Annotated in this window: 15 protein-coding genes and 1 CRISPR repeat array; of the genes, 4 read left to right on the forward strand and 11 right to left on the reverse strand. The window is 37.8% G+C overall.

Annotated features, from left to right (window positions below):
• Positions 1 to 84: 84 nt before the first annotated feature.
• From murB to birA, 3 genes are read left to right on the forward strand one after another with little or no spacing between them, the layout of a single operon-like run.
• Positions 85 to 1092: a UDP-N-acetylmuramate dehydrogenase gene (gene murB / locus A9G36_RS07235; protein ID WP_034946558.1), complete on the forward strand. Its 1008-nt coding sequence runs from the start codon at positions 85 to 87 to the stop codon at positions 1090 to 1092.
• A 58-nt stretch (positions 1093 to 1150) separates the two neighbouring features.
• On the forward strand, positions 1151 to 2284 hold the full coding sequence (locus A9G36_RS07240; protein ID WP_065568956.1) for an MFS transporter: 1134 nt from the start codon (positions 1151 to 1153) through the stop codon (positions 2282 to 2284).
• Positions 2268 to 3221: a bifunctional biotin--[acetyl-CoA-carboxylase] ligase/biotin operon repressor BirA gene (gene birA, locus A9G36_RS07245; protein ID WP_034946554.1), complete on the forward strand. Its 954-nt coding sequence runs from the start codon at positions 2268 to 2270 to the stop codon at positions 3219 to 3221. Before A9G36_RS07240 ends, birA begins: the two co-directional genes overlap by 17 nt.
• Positions 3222 to 3285: 64 nt before the next feature.
• Here the strand turns inward: birA and A9G36_RS07250 are convergent, their stop codons facing one another.
• Positions 3286 to 5610 (reverse strand): zinc/cadmium/mercury/lead-transporting ATPase, encoded by a 2325-nt coding sequence (locus A9G36_RS07250; RefSeq protein ID WP_034946548.1) that lies wholly within the window; start codon positions 5608 to 5610, stop codon positions 3286 to 3288.
• Positions 5611 to 5973: 363 nt separating this feature from the next.
• On the opposite strand from A9G36_RS07250, the gene A9G36_RS07255 reads away from it, so the two are divergent.
• Positions 5974 to 7176 (forward strand): MFS transporter, encoded by a 1203-nt coding sequence (locus tag A9G36_RS07255; protein ID WP_034946546.1) that lies wholly within the window; start codon positions 5974 to 5976, stop codon positions 7174 to 7176.
• A 321-nt stretch (positions 7177 to 7497) separates the two neighbouring features.
• On the opposite strand, the gene ypfJ is transcribed toward A9G36_RS07255, so the two are convergent.
• The 10 genes from ypfJ to A9G36_RS07310 all read right to left on the reverse strand — a co-directional run.
• The gene (ypfJ, locus tag A9G36_RS07265) at positions 7498 to 8355 is read right to left on the reverse strand and encodes a KPN_02809 family neutral zinc metallopeptidase (RefSeq protein ID WP_034946540.1); all 858 of its coding nucleotides are present in this window, start codon (positions 8353 to 8355) and stop codon (positions 7498 to 7500) included.
• Between the two features lie 428 nt (positions 8356 to 8783).
• Positions 8784 to 9117: direct repeats of the CRISPR family, unit length 29 nt; unit sequence GTGTTCCCTGTATACACAGGGATAAACCG.
• Positions 9118 to 9801: 684 nt separating this feature from the next.
• Entirely contained in the window at positions 9802 to 10686 is an 885-nt protein-coding gene (locus A9G36_RS07270; RefSeq protein ID WP_065585571.1) for a putative type VI secretion system effector, read from the reverse strand.
• Positions 10683 to 11549, reverse strand: coding sequence for a putative type VI secretion system effector (locus tag A9G36_RS07275; protein ID WP_065585572.1), 867 nt, complete (start codon positions 11547 to 11549; stop codon positions 10683 to 10685). The genes A9G36_RS07270 and A9G36_RS07275 overlap by 4 nt, the downstream gene beginning before the upstream one ends.
• Positions 11546 to 12427, reverse strand: coding sequence for a putative type VI secretion system effector (locus A9G36_RS07280; protein WP_065585573.1), 882 nt, complete (start codon positions 12425 to 12427; stop codon positions 11546 to 11548). Before A9G36_RS07280 ends, A9G36_RS07275 begins: the two co-directional genes overlap by 4 nt.
• The gene (locus tag A9G36_RS07285) at positions 12424 to 13305 is read right to left on the reverse strand and encodes a putative type VI secretion system effector (RefSeq protein WP_065585574.1); all 882 of its coding nucleotides are present in this window, start codon (positions 13303 to 13305) and stop codon (positions 12424 to 12426) included. The genes A9G36_RS07280 and A9G36_RS07285 overlap by 4 nt, the downstream gene beginning before the upstream one ends.
• On the reverse strand, positions 13302 to 14159 hold the full coding sequence (locus A9G36_RS07290; protein ID WP_065585575.1) for a putative type VI secretion system effector: 858 nt from the start codon (positions 14157 to 14159) through the stop codon (positions 13302 to 13304). The genes A9G36_RS07285 and A9G36_RS07290 overlap by 4 nt, the downstream gene beginning before the upstream one ends.
• Positions 14156 to 15007 carry a putative type VI secretion system effector gene (locus tag A9G36_RS07295; protein ID WP_065585576.1) on the reverse strand — a complete coding sequence of 284 codons (852 nt, stop codon included), beginning with the start codon at positions 15005 to 15007 and terminating at the stop codon, positions 14156 to 14158. Before A9G36_RS07295 ends, A9G36_RS07290 begins: the two co-directional genes overlap by 4 nt.
• A gap of 15 nt (positions 15008 to 15022) precedes the next feature.
• Positions 15023 to 18688, reverse strand: a complete 3666-nt coding sequence (locus A9G36_RS07300; RefSeq protein ID WP_065585577.1) for a T6SS effector BTH_I2691 family protein — start codon at positions 18686 to 18688, stop codon at positions 15023 to 15025.
• A 31-nt stretch (positions 18689 to 18719) separates the two neighbouring features.
• Positions 18720 to 19673, reverse strand: coding sequence for a DUF4123 domain-containing protein (locus A9G36_RS07305; protein ID WP_034946512.1), 954 nt, complete (start codon positions 19671 to 19673; stop codon positions 18720 to 18722).
• Positions 19674 to 19687: 14 nt separating this feature from the next.
• On the reverse strand, positions 19688 to 20124 hold a 437-nt coding region (locus A9G36_RS07310; RefSeq protein ID WP_141670634.1), incomplete at its 5' end, for a DUF2345 domain-containing protein.

The following is a 20124-nucleotide window of genomic DNA, read 5'->3' on the forward strand; positions in this document are numbered from 1 at the left end:
TGATTGAACAATACACTCACTACTGGCTAAATCAATTTCAAGGTATAACATATTTTTCTTCAAAGGAAATAAAGGTAGTTATTAATGAAACAAAAAATCCCGAATACTTTTGGGCTAGAAGCTTATGCTCAGCATGTCATTACTGTTACAACGGTTGAACAACTTAAAACTGTTTTTGAAAATCATAAAAATCAACCAATTATGATTATTGGCGAAGGAAGTAACACACTATTTACTTGTGATTTTAATGGCATAATTATTGTTAATCGTATTAAAGGGATAACCATTACTGAAACCGACCGAGAATGGCATTTAAAAGTTGGTGCAGGTGAAATTTGGCATGATGTAGTATCACAAACAATTGAAAAAAATATACCAGGGCTTGAAAACCTTGCTTTAATTCCTGGCTGTGTGGGTTCTGCGCCTATTCAAAATATTGGTGCTTATGGGATTGAGTTTCAAAAAGTGGCGGATTATGTGGAACTGCTTGAGCTTGCTACAAATAAAATCCTTACTATCACCGATGGTCAATATGGATACCGTGAAAGCATATTTAAAAAACAATATTTACAAGGTTATGCGGTGATTAATGTTGGTATAAAATTACCCAAACAGTGGCAACCAATATTAAATTATGGTGAATTACGTAACTTTGAGCCACAAACTGTTACCGCCAAAATGATTTTTGATAAAGTCTGCGAAATTCGCCGCAGTAAATTGCCAGATCCAAAAGTTCTAGGTAACGGTGGAAGCTTTTTTAAAAACCCTGTGGTCGATAAAATTGTAGCGGACAAACTACTTGAAATTTATCCAAACATGCCAATATATCCACAAGCCAATCACCAAACCAAATTAGCTGCAGGTTGGCTGATTGAACAGTGTGGTCTAAAAGGATACCAAATAGGTGACGCTGCGGTACATCAACAACAGGCATTGGTCTTAGTTAATAAAGGTCAAGCAACAGCACAAGATGTGGTTGAATTAGCTCGACATATAAAAAAATGTGTATTACAAAAATTCTCGGTGAATTTATCACCAGAAATCCGATTTATCGGCAACTCGGGTGAAATTGATGCAGACAGTTATTTATAATTAGCACCAAATTATAATTACCCACAAATTTTAACTTATAATTATACGCGATAACATTATGAAACATTCGTATTCATTTCCTATTTTATTAGCCAGCTTATTATTTGTGACAATCTCATTATCAGCGTTAAACACACAAGTACCTTTGTGGTTAGTGCGTAATGAGTTTTCGCTTGAACAAATTGGTCTAGTTGGCTCAAGTTATTTTACTGGCAACCTTATTGGTACCATTTTCGCCAATTGGTTTATTAATAAATTTAATGCGCGTCACACATACACTTATAGTTGCATTATTTTTGCCATTGCAACTATTGGATTAAGTTTTTCAATGAATTTTTATAGCTGGATAATGTGGCGATTTTTTATAGGGATTGCTTGTGCGGTCACTTGGGTGGTTATTGAAAGTTGTATATTACTCACTGGTCCGGTACGTACACGTGGAAAAATGCTTGCAGTATATTTAACTACTTATTATTTGGGTTCGGTTTTGGGACAAGCATTGTTACAGTATTTCCCGCAAAATATATTGTATTTTGGATTGGTTATTGCGTTACTGATGGGGCTTGCAATTTTATTTATTTTGCTGACTCATTATAAATTACCAAAAAGGAAAAAAAGCAGCTTTAACATCATGCCAATGATATTAAATAAACCCTCTCGACTTGGATTAACCGGTTGTATTATTGCAGGTATGTTAATTGGCTCATTATATTCGCTCTTACCGGCCTATTATTCGCACTTAGGCTATAGTGATGTTCAGGTGGCTAATTGGATTATTTTACTTATTTTATCTGGAGTAGTTGCCCAAATGCCGGCTAACTGGTGTGCAGATAAATTTGGGCGACAAACAGTATTACTAATCGAATCACTACTCATGTTGATTGCATGTATTATGCTGATATTTAATTGGTGTGATGTATTAGCAATTATCCTATTAGGCGTAACCATTTATACCATTTACCCCATATCTATGGCTTGGGCCTGCTCGTGTGTTAAAAAACAAGATATTGTGGCGATGAATCAAGCAATGCTATTAACCAACACATTAGGCAGCTTAATTGCTCCTGCAGTGATAGCATTCATTATGGATAAAACGAGTAATACCTATTTATTTGTCAGTTTTGCTATAATTTCGTTATACTTCATCATTTTATTAATCAAAAAAAGAGAAGCGGATGCGCAACCACAATAATCCACTTAAATTAATAGCAATACTTGCAGACGGCAAATACCATTCGGGCGAAGAATTAGCAGTAATATTTGGCATAACACGCGCAGGAATTAATAAATACATCAAACAACTGCGTGAGTGGGGGATTGAGCTAACTTCAGTGCAGGGTAAAGGCTATTGCTTGGCAGCACCTCTTAATTTGCTTAATAAAACTAAAATTGATCAGTATTACCAATCGAATAGTCGATGTGACATATTGCCAATTATTGATTCAACTAACCAATATCTACTGGATAGAATTGGTCAACTAACATCGGGCGATTGCTGTGTCGCCGAATTTCAATCCAAAGCACGAGGAAGGCGAGGGCGAAAATGGTTTTCGCCTTTTGGCACTAATTTATACTTTTCAATGTATTGGCGACTAGAACACGGTATCGCAGCGGCAATGGGGCTGAGTTTAGTTGTTGGTATTGTTATTGCCGACACCTTACGTACATTATCTGGTCAAGACATCAAAGTTAAATGGCCAAACGATCTATATCTTAACGATCAAAAACTAGCGGGTATTTTAGTTGAGCTTGCAGGTAAAACGGGCGACTGTGCCCATGTTGTGATTGGTGTTGGCGTCAACTTAACCATGACAAACCCTGACACCACCATAGTTAACCAAAAATGGGCTAATTTAGGTAATGTTGATCGTAACTTATTAGTTGCACAGATTGCCAAAGCTTTAAAAAGCCAATTAATCGAATTTGAAAAACATGGGTTGGCGCCATTTATTAATGATTGGAATAGACTAGATAACTTTGTTAACCGACCTGTAAAACTATTAATTGGCGATAACATTATTCAGGGAAAAGCAAAAGGCATAAATGATCAAGGAGCCTTATTACTAGAGCAAAATGGTAAAATTAATGCCTATATTGGTGGTGAGATATCACTAAGAATGGATGAATAATGATCCAAAGCCATTAAAAACTATTCCGCTTGTGACAAGCGGAATAGGGTAGGCAAACAACTTTTTAACTTTTATTTTTAAATTTCAAAACTCGAAGCGCATTAGCTGTCACAATCGCAGTCGTACCTGAATCAGCTAACACAGCCAACCATAGTCCAGTAAAGCCAAATAAACTAGTAATCAAAAACACTAACTTAATACCCAACGCAATGGTAACATTTTGTTTAATATTACGAGAGGCAAAACGCGTTAAACCAATTAGCTTAGGCAAACTTAACAAGCTATTTTTAGTTAATGCGGCATCAGCAGCCTCTAGCGCAACATCAGTACCGCTACCCATAGCAATACTTACAGTTGCCGCTTTCATGGCTGGAGAATCATTAATTCCATCGCCCACCATAGCGATCGACGTTGAGATACGCATCTTTTCAATTTCTGCCAATTTATCAGCAGGCAACAGTTCTGCTCGGTAATCCATACCTAATTGAAAGGCAATAGCTTTGGCGGCTCGCTCATTATCGCCTGTTAACATCAAAGTTTTAACGCCAAGCTTGTTAAGCTCATTCATTGTAGTCATTGCATCACTCCGTAACACATCTTGCAATGCAATAATGCCCATCAATTGTTGACTTGTTACTACAACCACTACTGTTTTACCCGCATTTTCAAGTTCCTCAATAATTTTGGTATGTTCAGCCTTCAAAGGCGCTGAAACAGTTACAACCTTACTTGGTGATACAATATAAAAAGTTTGATTATCAACCTCGCCTTGAACACCAACCCCCGCAATTGCTTTACGATTATCGGCCTCATTGACATTTAATTGATTTAGCAATGCATAATCAACAATCGCCTTAGCAATGGGATGATGCGAACCACTTTCAATAGCGGCAACTAACTTTAATAATTCTTCTTTTGAAACATCTTCACTAATAACATCGGTGACTTGCGGTTTACCTTCAGTTAACGTACCGGTCTTATCGAACGCCACTAGCTTAACGGAACCAATATGCTCTAACGCTGCACCACCTTTAATTAGTACACCTTGTTTTGCTGCATTAGACAAAGCAGACGTTATTACCGCAGGTGTTGAAATCACAAGCGCACAAGGGCAACCAATTAACAACAGTGTTAAACCTCGATAAAACCAAGTATACCAATCAGCATTAAACAACAAAGGTGGCACAATAATTACTAACAGTGCAAATAAAGCGATTGTCGGCGTATAATAACGACTAAACTTATCAATGAATCGCTCAATCGGTGCTTTACGCTCTTCGGCATCTTCAATCAACTGTAAAATACGATCAACTGCGTTTTTTCCTTTTTCAGAAATAACTTTGAGTTGAATTGTATTATCAACAACTAGCGAGCCTGCCAAAATTTTATCACCAGCAAAATAATTAACCGGAATGGATTCGCCCGTTAAAGCACTCTCATCAATGCTTGCCTGTTCGCTGAGTAGAATTACATCAGCTGGTAAACGACCACCGGATGAAATTTCAATTATGTCGTCTGGTTGTAAACTATGGCTAGTAACAGTTTTTCGTTTACCATCAATAATAATAACCGACTCTTCAGGCATTAGCTCAGCAAGCGACGAAATGCCCTTTTTAGCTTTACTTGTTGCAACGCTTTCTAACATCTCGCCAATCATAAATAAAAATATAACCATAGTGGCTTCTTCGGCTGCACCAATAAACAGTGCACCAATTGCTGAAATGCTCATCAACGATTCAATAGAAAACGGAGTACCACTACGAGTTAAAATCAAAGCTTCTTTAGCGATTGGAATTATGCCGAATATGGCAGTTGCAATAAAGGCGCATTCACCAACATACTGATTAAATAAAAGAATAATATAACTGATAATAATTAAAATCCCTTGAATGACTAAGGGGATAAACGCTTTTTTATCAAAATGATGGGAATGTTTGTGGTGGTGAGCATATTGTGTTGAAGTTACTAATAAAGGTTTATAACCGAGTTCAATTACTTTATCCTCGATTAATTTAATCACTTTTTGGTTCTTTTCAGGGACAAAAACAATAAGTTTTTCAGTTGAAAAAAGGATCTTGGTATGAGTAATATTGGGTAAATTTCTGATGCCATTTTCGATTTTTTGTGCGCAACTGGCACAATCCATGCCTTGGATCTTCCATGTCAATTTAATATCTTTACTTTTTTGCTCAGACCCATCGGGAGGATCATCCGATTCATTTTGCTCAAGCTCTGTGTGCGTATTTCCCCCACAACTATCGGTTGATTCTTGGCTACAATAGGTATCATGATTAGAATAGTTATGATTATGCTTAATATTTTTGCAATTACTGTGACAACATTCATGGTTAACATGGTGATGATGTATATATTTGTTATTATATAACATAACGTTACCTCTATTTGTTGATGAGTTTGATTGTACGCTAAAACAGATAAAAATAAATCATTTTTTAAGTTTATTTACTACCACGGCTAACTTATTATATCCACTGATAAAATGAATTTATTGATATGGCAGTAGAACATTTAAATTAAATAGTATCAAACACACAAAACTTATAACTATTTTAATGGTTGAAAAGATCTAAAATAACCGAATGGATAAAATTTTATAGTGACATAACCGTAAGGTGATTGGTGTCTATTTGTGGCAAACAGTCTTCATACTACTAATTAGTATCCCCAAATTTCTATATAAGCATGGAATTTAAGTATATAATTACGACTACTTAAACGATTAGGAAAATCTATGTCTACAATTTCATCTTTTCGCCAACGGCAAAGTACCATTTTTATAGCCTTTCTTTTTTCCACGTTTATTATTGGTATCGCAGGCGCCTTACAATCACCGACGCTAAGTCGTTTTTTATCTTATGAAGTTAATGTTAATGAAATTTTGGTTGGTGCTTTTTATTCTGTTAATGCTATCGCAAGTATTATAGGTAGTTTCTTCTTAGCTAAATATTCTGATAATAAAGGTGATAGACGCAACATAGTTATTTTTTGCTGTCTAATGGGGATTACTAACAGTATTATTTTCGCTTTTGTTCGTCATTACTCTATTTTAATCACATTAGGGGTATTATTTTCAGCACTAACCTCTGCTGCCATGCCACAAATTTTTGCATTAGCGCGTGAATACGCAGTTAAAACAGGGCGAAATGTCGTTGCATTTAATTCCTTAATTCGTGCTCAGCTATCTCTTGCTTGGGTAATTGGTCCACCATTATCTTTTTTATTAGCTATTAACTATGGTTTTACCACCATGTACCTCAGTGCTATGACGATGTTTATTATCGCTATAGTTTTTATTGCTATTTTCTTGCCCTCTGTTGAAAAAAATCCCATAACAAAATTTGATAACCCTAACGAGTTATACGCAGCCAACCAGCCCCTTTTAAAAAATAAAAACGTGGTTTTCTTATTTCTTTCCACCGTATTTATGTGGACAGCAAACATGATGTACATCATTGATATGCCGTTGTATGTCGATTCTGTATTACACTTATCAGATGCATTACCTGGTCAATTAATGGGGTTAGCCGCAGGGATTGAAATTCCTATCATGCTAATTGCTGGTTTTTTAGTACCCTATTTAGGTAAACGAAACTTATTTATCATTGCAATAATTTGCGGTGCCTTATTTTACGTTGGGATTATTTTATTCTCATCAGAACTTGCATTATTTGTTTTGCAATTATTTAATGCACTATTTATTGGAATAGTTGCAAACATTGGTATTATCTATTTTCAAGACTTACTACCAACCAGAATGGGGGTTGCATCCACCTTATTTAATAATGGTATGACCTGTAGTGTTATTTTGGCTGGCATGATTCAAGGTTTTGTTTCTGAAGAATATGGGCATGAAGTGATTTATAAAATTGCCTTAAGCATGATAGTGATTTCATTACTATTTTGTTTACTGGTTAAAGATGTAAAAGAAAAATAAATAAAATACTGGATAAATGACGTTTTACAAATAATATATAAAACGCCATTAATTTATTACCTGCCATTAAAAATTTAATAACAAATAACGAAAAATCGGCAGAGCTAACTATAAACGCCATAACTTGTTTTAAAGCCTTAAGCGAAAAAAATGCTTTTAAGCACACCGAACAAGATGCATCACATTAATCAACAACTCGAATCACACTAAAACTTTGTGTAATATTTTTAAATATTCCAATGTCTATCATCTTAACGCCAGCATTATTGACTGATAAAACGAGATTGACTAATTTTTGAGATATACTGCCTACTTTATTTTTTATTCAGTAAAAGTATTACATTGCTCAATAGAACCACTATCAAATCCTTTTTTAAACCAAGTATAACGTTGTTTAGATGAGCCATGGGTAAAGCTATCAGGAACAACATATCCCGCACTTTGGCGTTGCAAACGATCATCACCAATAGCTTGTGCTGTATTTAATGCTTGCTCAATATCACCAACATCAAGCAGATTTTGTTTTTGCATAGCATTGCCCCATAAACCGGCATAACAATCTGCTTGAAGTTCTAATTTAACCGACAACTGATTATTATTTAACTCAGATTGGTTTTGCTTTAACTGCTCTATTTTATTGAAAGTGCCCAACAAATTTTGTACATGATGACCAATTTCATGGGCGATCACATATCCTTGGGCAAAATCACCACCACCACCTAAACGTTGTTTCATCTCTTGATAAAATGACACATCTAAATAAACGGTTTTATCTGTACTGCAATAAAATGGTCCCATAAAGGATTGACCTGTACCGCAAGAAGTCTGAGTTAAACCGGTATAAAGCACTAATTTAGGCGGAATATAAGTTTTACCTAACCGATTAAATTCTTTGCTCCAATAATCTTCAGTACTAGCTAAAATGACTGATGTAAATTTAGCAGCATCAGGATCATCAATAGCATATTCAGTAGTGGATTGTTGTGGATTATTAAGATCAATAAGATCAGAGTTAAGCAAACCGGTTAAGTCAACGCCATAATACCCAGCAATTAATACAACAAAAAATAAAACAACTTTACCTTTACCACTAATTGGAATTTTTGTTCCCAAATCACCTGTTGATTGCGAACGGCGATCTTCAATATTATCACTCTCTCTTTGGTCTCTCCAACGCATAGTAATTATCTCATCAGTTTTGGTAAGTTTATTTTAAAGGATAATAGAAAAGGATACTAGGTTAAAGTTTCTACAATTTTGGTGTGATTTTGATTTTATGCGTATTACGTTTTGAGCATAAAAATTATTGTTAGTCTAAAGATTAACCCTTACGAAAGTAAAACCGATTCCTTATTAAAAGGTCGGAAACTATAACCATAAAAAAATCGGTAAGAATTAATATTTTTTTATCTAACTATTGTTTAATTTACGTATCATGATGAATTTACATTAAAAATTGGTACATTTTGGTAAAACGACATAAATTAAAGTAATCTTACTTATAGTATATTAAAAATCAATAAGTTAAAAATCTTTAAAAATTTAAAAAATCTGGTAGAATTTATCGGTCGCTATAACTGTAAATAAAACAGATAGCTACAATTAGAGTGTTCCCTGTATACACAGGGATAAACCGTTCTTGCATCAGATTGTAACTTTCTGAACTGCGTGTTCCCTGTATACACAGGGATAAACCGCAAGTGGTACTGATGCGGTGCTGTTCTATGCAGTGTTCCCTGTATACACAGGGATAAACCGTTTTTGAATGAGCTTGATGAACGGATAAAACAGTGTTCCCTGTATACACAGGGATAAACCTGCAGTCAGAGCTACAACATGGTAACCCTGTACGTGTTCCCTGTATACACAGGGATAAACCGAGGTGATAAGATTTAATTCTTATTCATTAACTGCGTTCCCTGTATACACAGGGATAAATTCTAAACAGCATTAGTTAGCGTTGTTTTAAAATAGTCATGATTGGATGCAGCAAGCTTTAAATTCTTTTGTGGTTAGGTTTCGGACGTTTAGTCTTTAGTGACACTAAAATGAATGTAGTGTTCACGTCCGAGTAAAGGAAATTTAGCGTGAAATTTCCTTTACAATCCTAAGCTCGCCGCCAGAAGTACTGGTCACTGCGTGACTGCCCTCGCTTTGTTAATTAGCATTAAACGAACCGATGAGTATTGCACTTCCTTGTGCGCCCTCATCTCATTTGGCATCCTGCCCAATGTTCTATGCTAATTAACTCACTCGGCAGTACTTAAGCGGAAATACAAATTCAATGATTTAATTAGATTTTTAACATCATTAATAAAAATTTATTGTCTATCCACTTAATAATTGTTTGTGCTAATTCCGTGCCATACAAAGTGCTGACAACTAAGGCTGGTTAGCAAGTCAAACAAGGCGGTTTGGCAAGTTCGTGTTTTGTTTGGAACAAATCACCAACGGGCGTTAAAACCTGACAAAGGAAGAAGACAATTGCAAAGCGATCACTTTGTTTTAGGCATCAGCGTGGGGATTATAAAGGGGGATTGGCAATTCCTTTTGCTCGGACGTGAACGCTGATTTTATTTTTGTTTCACAAACGGTTAAAACATCCGAAAATAAAGCCTTATTTGTTCAGCTTTTGATTGTGGCGTTATTTTTTCCATACTTTCGCTTATCTTCATCCTTTCCCGTGTGGATCACGGTAATGTAATCGGGAATGGGTGGGGCTTTGCGGTAGAAGGCGACCCATTTGACGCCAGGGGGATCTTTGCGTTTAAATTCGTCGGTGGTGACATCGATATAAAAATTAGGTTCGTTCATGGATTTGTTGTTGAAAAACATCTCCATATATTCTTGTTCCATATTAACCGTTTTCGGTTTGGGATAACCTAAAGTAGCAAATATTTTATCGGCGTCTTTGGAGCCTCCGCCAAGCATACCTTGATCACAATAAAATAAGATTAAAAAAATTGATCCTCCAACTAAAATATCAAGCGCAAACATTAAGGTTAAAAAAACTAAATCATCACCAGAAGCTATTGTGAAAATAACCATACTTAGGATAAAACAAGGAAATGTAATTTTCCCAGCAAATTTAAAAGATTCTTTATTACTGGCTTTGGTTCCTTTCATAGCCCAAGGGTATAGCCATAGGCGGTGATCGATAGGTCGGCGAAGGGCATAGGCGTAGTAGCTACCGTCTTCCAGTGGTTCGACTACCACTTCGACCTTGTCGCCATTGCGGAAAAAAGCCCGACAAAAAATGCCGTGTACGGTGAATTCACCCAGTTTACAGCGAAAGTATTGCACGCTGTTAAGGTAGTCGGCGGCTTCTTGTTGACCGCTTGCCATGCCAACTTGGCTGGCTGCTTCGGTGGTGTTGCCAAGCGCCAGTTGCCCAAGTAGTGGCAAACTGGCAAAACTGCCGTTGCTAAAGTGTGATAAGTTAGTATCTATCACTTCTAACTCAGTGATTTTACCGGTAATGATTTGATAATAGTCACTATTTACTTTCATTTTTTCCGCTTATTTTTATTATTGTTGGTTTTTTCCGTGTGGATCACGGTAATGTAATCGGGAATGGGTGGGGCTTCACGGTAGAAGGCGACCCATTTGACGCCAGGGGGATCTTTGCGTTTAAATTCGTCGGTGGTGACATCGATATAAAAATTAGGTTCGTTCATGGATTTGTTGTTGAAAAACATCTCCATATATTCTTGTTCCATATTAACCGTTTTTGGTTTGGGGTAACCTAAAGTAGCAAATATTTTATCGGCTTCTTGGGAGCCTCCGCCAAGCATATTCTTATAACACCAGAACAAAGCTAGGAAAATTAAAATATCAACTATACTAAATACAACAAAAGAGAGACAAAAAAATATAAAATCATCATGCGATAATATTCCTATCATAATCATACCAATAATAAAAATAGAACCCATTAAAGTACCAGTATATTTAAATGCACCTTTACTATTAGCTTTAGTTCCTTTCATAGCCCAAGGGTATAACCATAGGCGGTGATCGATGGGGCGGCGAAGGGCATAGGCGTAGTAGCTACCGTCTTCCAGTGGTTCGACCACCACTTCGACCTTGTCGCCATTGCGGAAAAAAGCCCGGCAAAAAATGCCGTGTACGGTGAATTCACCCAGTTTACAGCGAAAGTATTGTACGCTGTTAAGGTAGTCGGCGGCTTCTTGTTGACCGCTTGCCATGCCAACTTGGCTGGCGGCTTCGGCGCTGTTACCAAGCGCCAGTTGCCCCAGTAGTGGCAAGCTGGCAAAACTGCCGTTGCTAAAGTGTGATAAGTTAGTATCTATCACTTCTAACTCAGTGATTTTACCGGTAATGATTTGATAATAGTCACTATTTACTTTCATTTTTTCCGTTTATTATTATTGGTTTTTTCCGTGTGGATCACGGTAATGTAATCGGGAATGGGTGGGGCTTCGCGGTAGAAGGCGACCCATTTGACGCCAGGGGGATCTTTGCGTTTAAATTCGTCGGTGGTGACATCGATATAAAAATTAGGTTCGTTCATCGATTTGTTATTGAAAAACATCTCCATAAATTCTTGTTCCATATTAACCGTTTTTGGTTTGGGGTAACCTAAAGTAGCAAATATTTTATCGGCGTCTTTGGAGCCACTGCCAAGCATACCTTGATAACTATAAAATAAAATTAAAAAAATTAATCCATCAACGATAAAAGCGCCAATGCACGTTATAATAAAATAAAATAATTCTTTACCATTTGTTATATTTGCGAAGCTAATACATATTGCTGCGAAACTAATACTTAAGATATATATACCAAGTGAAATAGAACCAGCAAACTTAAGTGATTCTTTATTACTTGCTTTGGTTCCTTTCATAGCCCAAGGGTATAACCATAGGCGGTGATCGATGGGGCGGCGAAGGGCATAGGCGTAGTAGCTACCGTCTTCCAGTGGTTCGACTACCACTTCGACCTTGTCGCCATTGCGGAAAAAAGCCCGACAAAAAATGCCGTGTACGGTGAATTCACCCAGTTTACAGCGAAAGTATTGCACGCTGTTAAGGTAGTCGGCGGCTTCTTGTTGACCGCTTGCCATGCCAACTTGGCTAGCAGCTTCGGCGCTGTTGCCAAGCGCCAGTTGCCCAAGTAGTGGCAAACTGGCAAAACTGCCGCAGCCAAAGTGTGATAAGTCGGTATCTATCACTTCTAGCTCAGTGATTTTACCGGTAATGATTTGAAAATAGTCACTATTTACTTTCATTTTTTCCGCTTATTATTGTTGGTTTTTTCCGTGTGGATCACGGTAATGTAATCGGGAATGGGTGGGGCTTCACGGTAGAAGGCGACCCATTTGACGCCAGGGGGATCTTTGCGTTTAAATTCGTCGGTGGTGACATCGATATAAAAATTAGGCTCGTTCATCGATTTGTTATTGAAAAACATCTCCATATATTCTTGTTCCATATTAATCGTTTTCGGTTTGGGGTAACCTAAAGTAGCAAATATTTTATCGGCATCTTTGGAGCCTCCGCCAAGCATACCTTTATCACTATAAAATAAAATTAAAAAAATTAATCCATCAATGATAAAAGCGCCAATACACGCTATAATAAAATAAAATAATTCGTTACCATTTCTTAGATTTGCGAAACTAATACATATCGCTATGCAAATAATATTTAATATATACGTACCGAGTGAAATAGAACCTGCAAACTTAAGTGATGCTTTATTACTGGCTTTAGTTCCTTTCATAGCCCAAGGGTATAACCATAGGCGGTGATCGATGGGGCGGCGAAGGGCATAGGCGTAGTAGCTACCATCGTCGAGTGGTTCGACTACCACTTCGACCTTGTCACCATTGCGGAAAAAAGCCCGACAAAAAATGCCGTGTACCGTGAATTCACCCAGTTTACAGCGAAAGTATTGTACGCTGTTAAGGTAGTCGGCGGCTTCTTGTTGACCGCTTGCCATACCAACTTGGCTGGCGGCTTCGGCGCTGTTGCCAAGCGCCAGTTGCCCAAGTAGTGGCAAACTGGCAAAACTGCCGCCGCCAAAGTGCGATAAGTCGGTATCTATCACTTCTAACTCAGTGATTTTACCGGTAATGATTTGATAATAGTCACTATTTACTTTCATTTTTTCCGCTTATTATTGTTGGTTTTTTCCGTGTGGATCACGGTAATGTAATCGGGAATGGGTGGGGCTTCGCGGTAGAAGGCGACCCATTTGACGCCAGGGGGATCTTTGCGTTTAAATTCGTCGGTGTTCACGTCGATATAAAAATTAGGCTCGTTCATCGATTTGTTATTGAAAAACATCTCCATATATTCCTCTTCCATATTAACCGTTTTCGGTTTGGGATAACCTAAAGTAGCAAATATTTTATCGGCGTCTTTGGAGCCACTGCCGAGCATATTTTTATAACACCAGTAATAAATCAAAAAGAACAAGCCATCAACTATTGTAATAATAGTTAACATTAAAATGAAAAAAAATAAATCATCACTAATTATTGAAATTGCAATGAAACTTCCTAGGAAAATAAGAAGTGATAAAGATGCTGTTGCTTTTACAGCATCAGTTTTATTCGCTTTAGTCCCTTTCATAGCCCAAGGGTATAGCCATAGGCGGTGATCGATGGGGCGGCGAAGGGCATAGGCGTAGTAGCTACCGTCTTCCAGTGGTTCGACTACCACTTCGACCTTGTCGCCATTGCGGAAAAAAGCCCGACAAAAAATGCCGTGTACGGTGAATTCACCCAGTTTACAGCGAAAGTATTGCACGCTGTTAAGGTAGTCGGCGGCTTCTTGTTGACCGCTTGCCATACCAACTTGGCTGGCGGCTTCGGCGCTGTTGCCAAGCGCCAGTTGCCCAAGTAGTGGCAAACTGGCAAAACTGCCGTTGCTAAAGTGCGATAAGTCGGTATCTATCACTTCTAGCTCAGTGATTTTACCGGTAATGATTTGATAATAGTCACTATTTACTTTCATTTTTTCCGTTTATTATTATTGGTTTTTTCCGTGTGGATCACGGTAATGTAATCGGGAATGGGTGGGGCTTCGCGGTAGAAGGCGACCCATTTGACGCCAGGGGGATCTTTGCGTTTAAATTCGTCGGTGTTCACATCGATATAAAAATTAGGTTCGTTCATGGATTTGTTGTTGAAAAACATCTCCATATATTCCTCTTCCATATTAACCGTTTTTGGTTTGGGGTAACCTAAAGTAGCAAATATTTTATCAGCTTCTTGGGAGCCTCCGCCAAGCATATTCTTATAACACCAGTAGTAAAGTAAAAAAAATAGTCCGTCAAGTACAACAGTACCGATGCTCATTAAAATAAATAACAACAATTTGTCACCGCACGTTATTGCTGCACCTATAATTGTTATAATCAAAACACCGCCTGAAATTTTACTAGCATCTTTAAACGCTTCTTTATTATTCGCTTTAGATCCTTTCATAGCCCAAGGGTATAACCATAGGCGGTGATCGATGGGGCGGCGAAGGGCATAGGCGTAGTAGCTACCGTCTTCCAGTGGTTCGACTACCACTTCGACCTTGTCGCCATTGCGGAAAAAAGCCCGACAAAAAATGCCGTGTACGGTGAATTCACCCAGTTTACAGCGAAAGTATTGCACGCTGTTAAGGTAGTCGGCGGCTTCTTGTTGACCGCTTGCCATGCCAACTTGGCTGGCTGCTTCGGTGGTGTTGCCAAGCGCCAGTTGCCCAAGTAGTGGCAAACTGGCAAAACTGCCGCCGCCAAAGTGCGATAAGTCGGTATCTATCACTTCTAACTCAGTGATTTTACCCGTGATAATTTGAAAGTATTGGTTCATTGATTTATCCTGCTTTTAGTTTATACCTTGGAAATAATCGGTAATTGCATTGGGATTAAATGGGTAGTTTGACTTCGGTTGATTTTTGATTGCTAGCGCCTCTCGTTTTGCTTGGTGGCGGCGCTCTAAATCGTTAGTGATTAGCATTAAGGCATCAAATTCGTTAAAGTCGTGCTCGGCTTCGCTATCCGGTTGTTGCGCCGTAGTTGCTTTGGCGGTGAGTTGGTTTTGTTGATTTAGTTCAACGGTGGATTTGTCAATTCCAAACATTTCTTGTAGTGCCTCTTTAAATGCGTCTTGTTGTTCGATAAGATTTTTATAGGCTTCGGCATTGTTATTTTTTACGCCTAGCGCACTGAGTTTTATCCACGATTCTAACTCATTATCACTTATATACCAGATCAATCCTTCAATCAGCAGGCTAAACACACCAACCCAAAAACCAAGCGCTAATAGTATCACCCTTCTTGCCATAATTTGCGCAGTATAAATGGCAATGGCTCGGGCAATGACTTCTCGACTTAGCCCTTTAGCTAATGCTCGTTTGGTTATACGACGGGTTAACCAAGGAATATGATAGGTCGTTGAAGCAGCAAATCCTACTCCTGCATTAAGGAAATATGAAAATCCACATATAAAATTCAATGTAGCTAATACTATATTACCTTTTTCTGATTCTTCATCCACTTTCATAAACTTCTGACACGCTACATACAACCCCGCCGCTGCCCCCAAGAACCCCGACATCACCTTTATGCGCCCTGCGGCAACCGAGCCAGATCCTGTAACTGTTTTGACAAATTGATACATTAATTCGGTGGTTGCCGATGTCATCGCTAGTGATGCACCAATCATTTCTGCCGACCAGAAACTGTCGTTATGGTCGCCTTGGGTTTTATCTTTAATTTGTAGCCAGTTATATATTTCAAAGGCGGCAATAACAAAGGCTAAGCGGATATCTTTAAACCCTTTACTTGGTTGGCTACGGGTGACTTTGATGTTGTCGATATCTTCTTTTTTGGCTTTTAATATTTTTGTATTGCGTCCGGCTTCTTTTATATCTAAAACTCGGGAAATCACTCTATTTTTGTTATGAAGTTGTTTAACGTACTCACTTTTCGCTTTTAGATCGGATTCTCGCATTTTTTTGGTTAGTTGCATCACCACGCCACCTGGTAAGGTTTGGGTTTTAGGTAAGGCGTTTTTAAACCATTGCGAGTTGACCACGGCATTGCTGACGTTGTTTTCTGCCTGTAAAATCGCTTGCTGCGCTTTTTTATATAAGCCAAAAAATGACAAATTTAGCATAAGGCAGGCATGGTGGTTAATTTTATTGATTGTAGATGAATTATTCAGGGGGGAGAACATAATATTGCATAAGCGCACAGCCAAATTGTTGACGCTTAGCACGGGTTTACTTAAAAAGATTTTTAATAAACGTTCATTACCGGGCATTTTTATTCCTAATTTTGCCACATTCCCCAGTGTGTCGGGGTGGTTTTTTAATACGTTTTTGGCTTTATCTAGCTCTTTATAGTAGTTGTTTACTGCGTTTAAAAACCCTTGTGTTTTTTTGTAATACGCCGCAATTTTACCCACTTTAGAGGTGGTCATCACTTCGCTTAGTTCTATCGGTTCATGGTGATTTTCGATCTGTTCAAGCATGGCTTGAATGTCGGTTAATAGCGTTTCACTGTTGTTTGCTAACGCACGCACCATTATGCTGTCACTGGTGTCTTCACTTGCGTTACTTGCTTGTAACCATATTTTTAAGTTTAATTTGCCGATGTCGGTTAATTCTAAGCCTGAAGTGCATTTATCGATTACGGCTGAGTAGTAGATTCCATATAGGTTAAGTTGTTCCGCTATTTTTTGCTGCGCATCCCCCGTTAGTTCATTATCGGCAATGGCTTGTTCTACTTCAAATTGGTTGTCGATCCGTTTTTCGTTAGGATCTGTATCAGAAACGGATTCCCAAATGTCGCCGTCAAAATCTTTCATATGCTGGTAAAAGTTACTCATTTTTAACCAACTTATTAGTTGTTGTGCCCGTTGTTCGGCTAGGGTTGTTATTTGTTGTTGTAACTTTTCATATTGCTGATTTAAGTTATTTACAGTTTGCGTGTCTAAACATTTGGCATATTTTTTTCTGATGCTGTTTATTTTATCTATTTTATCTTGTTGGTATTGGTCTTCTTTTTTCCGATAACTCTCTAAGTAACTGCCTAAAAATTTTTCCGCTTTAAAATAACTCGTTAAGTTTTGCTCGTTTCGGTTGGATTGGGGGGAGTTAAAGTATTTGATATAACCTTTGTCTATAAAATAAGGATTATAATATTTGTTGTTGTTAGATACTAATGCGATATGATACGCCGAATAGTTTTTACCATGTAAAAAGTAGTTACGTTCCCATTCATAATATTTTTCTTGTCTATATCTTATTGCTATAAAGTTATCATACATTCCGGTACAATCTTGGTAGTTTTTACTGTACGGTTTGCCGTAGAGTTCTTCTTGTATCAGTACCGATAGCTGATTAAAGGTTGAAAAAACAGGCAGCTCTTCGGTTTCGGGCAGTTTCTTCTCTTGCATTACCCGTTTAAAATAAGGGTGATTGGTATAGTTGAATTTAAAATCATCAGCAAATTCTTTATGAATTAATAGCTCTATGCCGTATTCGTAAGAAGCATAGGCATCAAATTCTTGTGCCCGTTCTTGGCGGTATTGATCGTTTTTGGCATAGAGTTCGTTACAATAGCCATTTAGTTCTTTTGCTATGCCGATTGGGTCATCAATAGCGATAATTAACGGTGAGTAACCAGCACTGTACTTATCCATGGTGTTGGCTATGGTTGCTGATAGCCCTTGTTGTTTTGTCCATGGCGTAGTTGTGGTGTTTTTTTTGAGTACTTTGCTGTCATATCCAAAGGGTTGGTTGCCACCTTGTTTGGTGTTACTGTCAACGCCTTGGCGGTTGTAACTTAGGGATTGAGAATAATGAACTTTTATTTGTGATTGTTTTTTAGACTCTTCTTGGTTGTCAATAAGGTAGCTGGTGACAATGCTGTCGCTGTGATCATAAGGGAGCTGTTGCTGATCAAAATTGGGATCTAGATCTAATATTTGTTCTATCGTTTGTTTGGTCGCCGTGGTTATGCCGTCTAACGATTTTTGTTGTTGTTCTTTCCATTGTTCTGTGCTGATTTTTTGCATGCGTTTTTCTGGTTGTTGTTCATGCTTTTTAAGGATTTTTTCATCCAATGGAATTTCACTAAAGGCAAGGTAGACTTCGTTTTGTTCTTTCGGACATGGAATAGTAATAAATTTATTGTGTGTTTCGTTATTTTTTAAATTTGGACATCGAAATCCTCCGCCTTCTGCTAGCTCTTCTATGGTTTGGGCTTCATCTGGAGAATTTTGTTTATATAAATTACCGTCATGATCGATGGTGTAAACTTGCCATTTATCACTACCGATTTCGTTAGGTAAATAGACGTATAAAAAGCCACTACGCATAGATCTAACGTGATATTGGTAATCGGCATCAAGCGGTACTGTGGTGATATTTGATGATGACGCCCATGCTGGCGAAGTCCGTTTAAGGTAAGTGGGTACAACGGTGTATCTTACTGGTAAAATGGCTAACCCTTGGGTTTGGCATCCGCATTGTTTTTCTGTCATTCTTTTTTCCTTTCAGTGTTTGACTTAATTATCAGAACGATTGTGTGTTTAGCATTAATTGCCAATCAGCACGTTTTAATATGTCCAATAAAGGGGCAAAGTCATATCGAGTTTTAAAGGTTTTTAATTTTTTTTGGATTTGAGGGTGTAAGTCAAAATCCTTGTCGTTGTTGATGGCGATTTCTGCCCAGGGTACTAATAAGGCATTATCTTTAAAACCTTGCGATATTAGGCGTAATAAGCATGGCATAATATGATGCAAGGTTTTGCATTCATCTATTTTTTTTGTTGGGTTGTTTTTACGATAAGCTTTAATTGCTTGGTTATTAATGCCAATACAGTAGAGCTGATCTTCTAATTGTTGGTTAATCCATAATTGACGTGACCATGTCGGACTTTTGTTTTGAGTATTATTATGACAATAAAAATCACCATTGCCGTCTAATAGTGTCCATAATTCGATGTCGCCCAATACTTTTGCTTGTTGTTCTGGATTTAATAAGGTTAATAATTGGGGAAATACGGCAGGATCGTAAAACCGGAATAATATTGTTCCATGGGTGACTTTTTGTAATGCGAGTAAGGCAAAACCTTGCGCAATTTTTTTAGCTGTTTCTTGGGTGAAAATCCAACCACTATAGTGCCGCTTGCCACTTTTACTTAACGTTTTAGGCGATAATTCTAATAATGATTGATCGATTGTGTAACGTAATATATCGCGTTCAAATGCATTATTTAAATTTAACTCAAGCAAAACAGGCCGTTGCGATGCTAGCACGGCAGGGTGCAGAATTTTAACTTGCGCAATTTGATCGGGATTTTGAAAATATTTAAGTATGTCATCTTCTAATGGCGAGATAAACGGATCTAATATGACTATGCATCGTGAATGGTAATTTTTTGCATAGTCATGGCATTTATCCGCTATCTGGTCTATTTTTTCAATGTCACCTTTCAAGTTTATGTTAAGCCTTGGAAATAACACGGTGTTGGATCCTTTTAATCAAGCTTTGTAATGGCGTGTTGTTTTTGTACATCGCCTTTTGTTTGTTGTTGACACTTGACTTCGCCAGGTAAGTCAGATGTAAATTGCTGCGTTGCTGATTGCATTTTTTGCATGACATTACATTTAAAATAGACATTATCTTGGGTGCCAAGCTCAATGCCTTCTTCGCTGATTTTTATGTATGAACCGCCACAAATTAAGGTGATTTTTTTATTGGCGCTTAGGGCAACTTTGCCATCAACACTGTCGACTTTAACTTCTTGCTTAGCTGCCATGTTGAGGTTGGCGTTTTGGGCTTGCACTTCAATATCGCCTTGGTTGGCAAAGAGTTTCATGCCTGATTTGTGGGCAAATAAGCCCATCGCTTCGCCCGATGAGAGGGTAAGGTTTTTTAAGGCGGCAATGTCAGTTTGGTTTTCACTGGTTAAAG

Source organism: Gilliamella sp. Choc6-1 (assembly GCF_001690385.1).
GTDB classification, from domain to species: domain Bacteria; phylum Pseudomonadota; class Gammaproteobacteria; order Enterobacterales; family Orbaceae; genus Gilliamella; species Gilliamella apicola_A.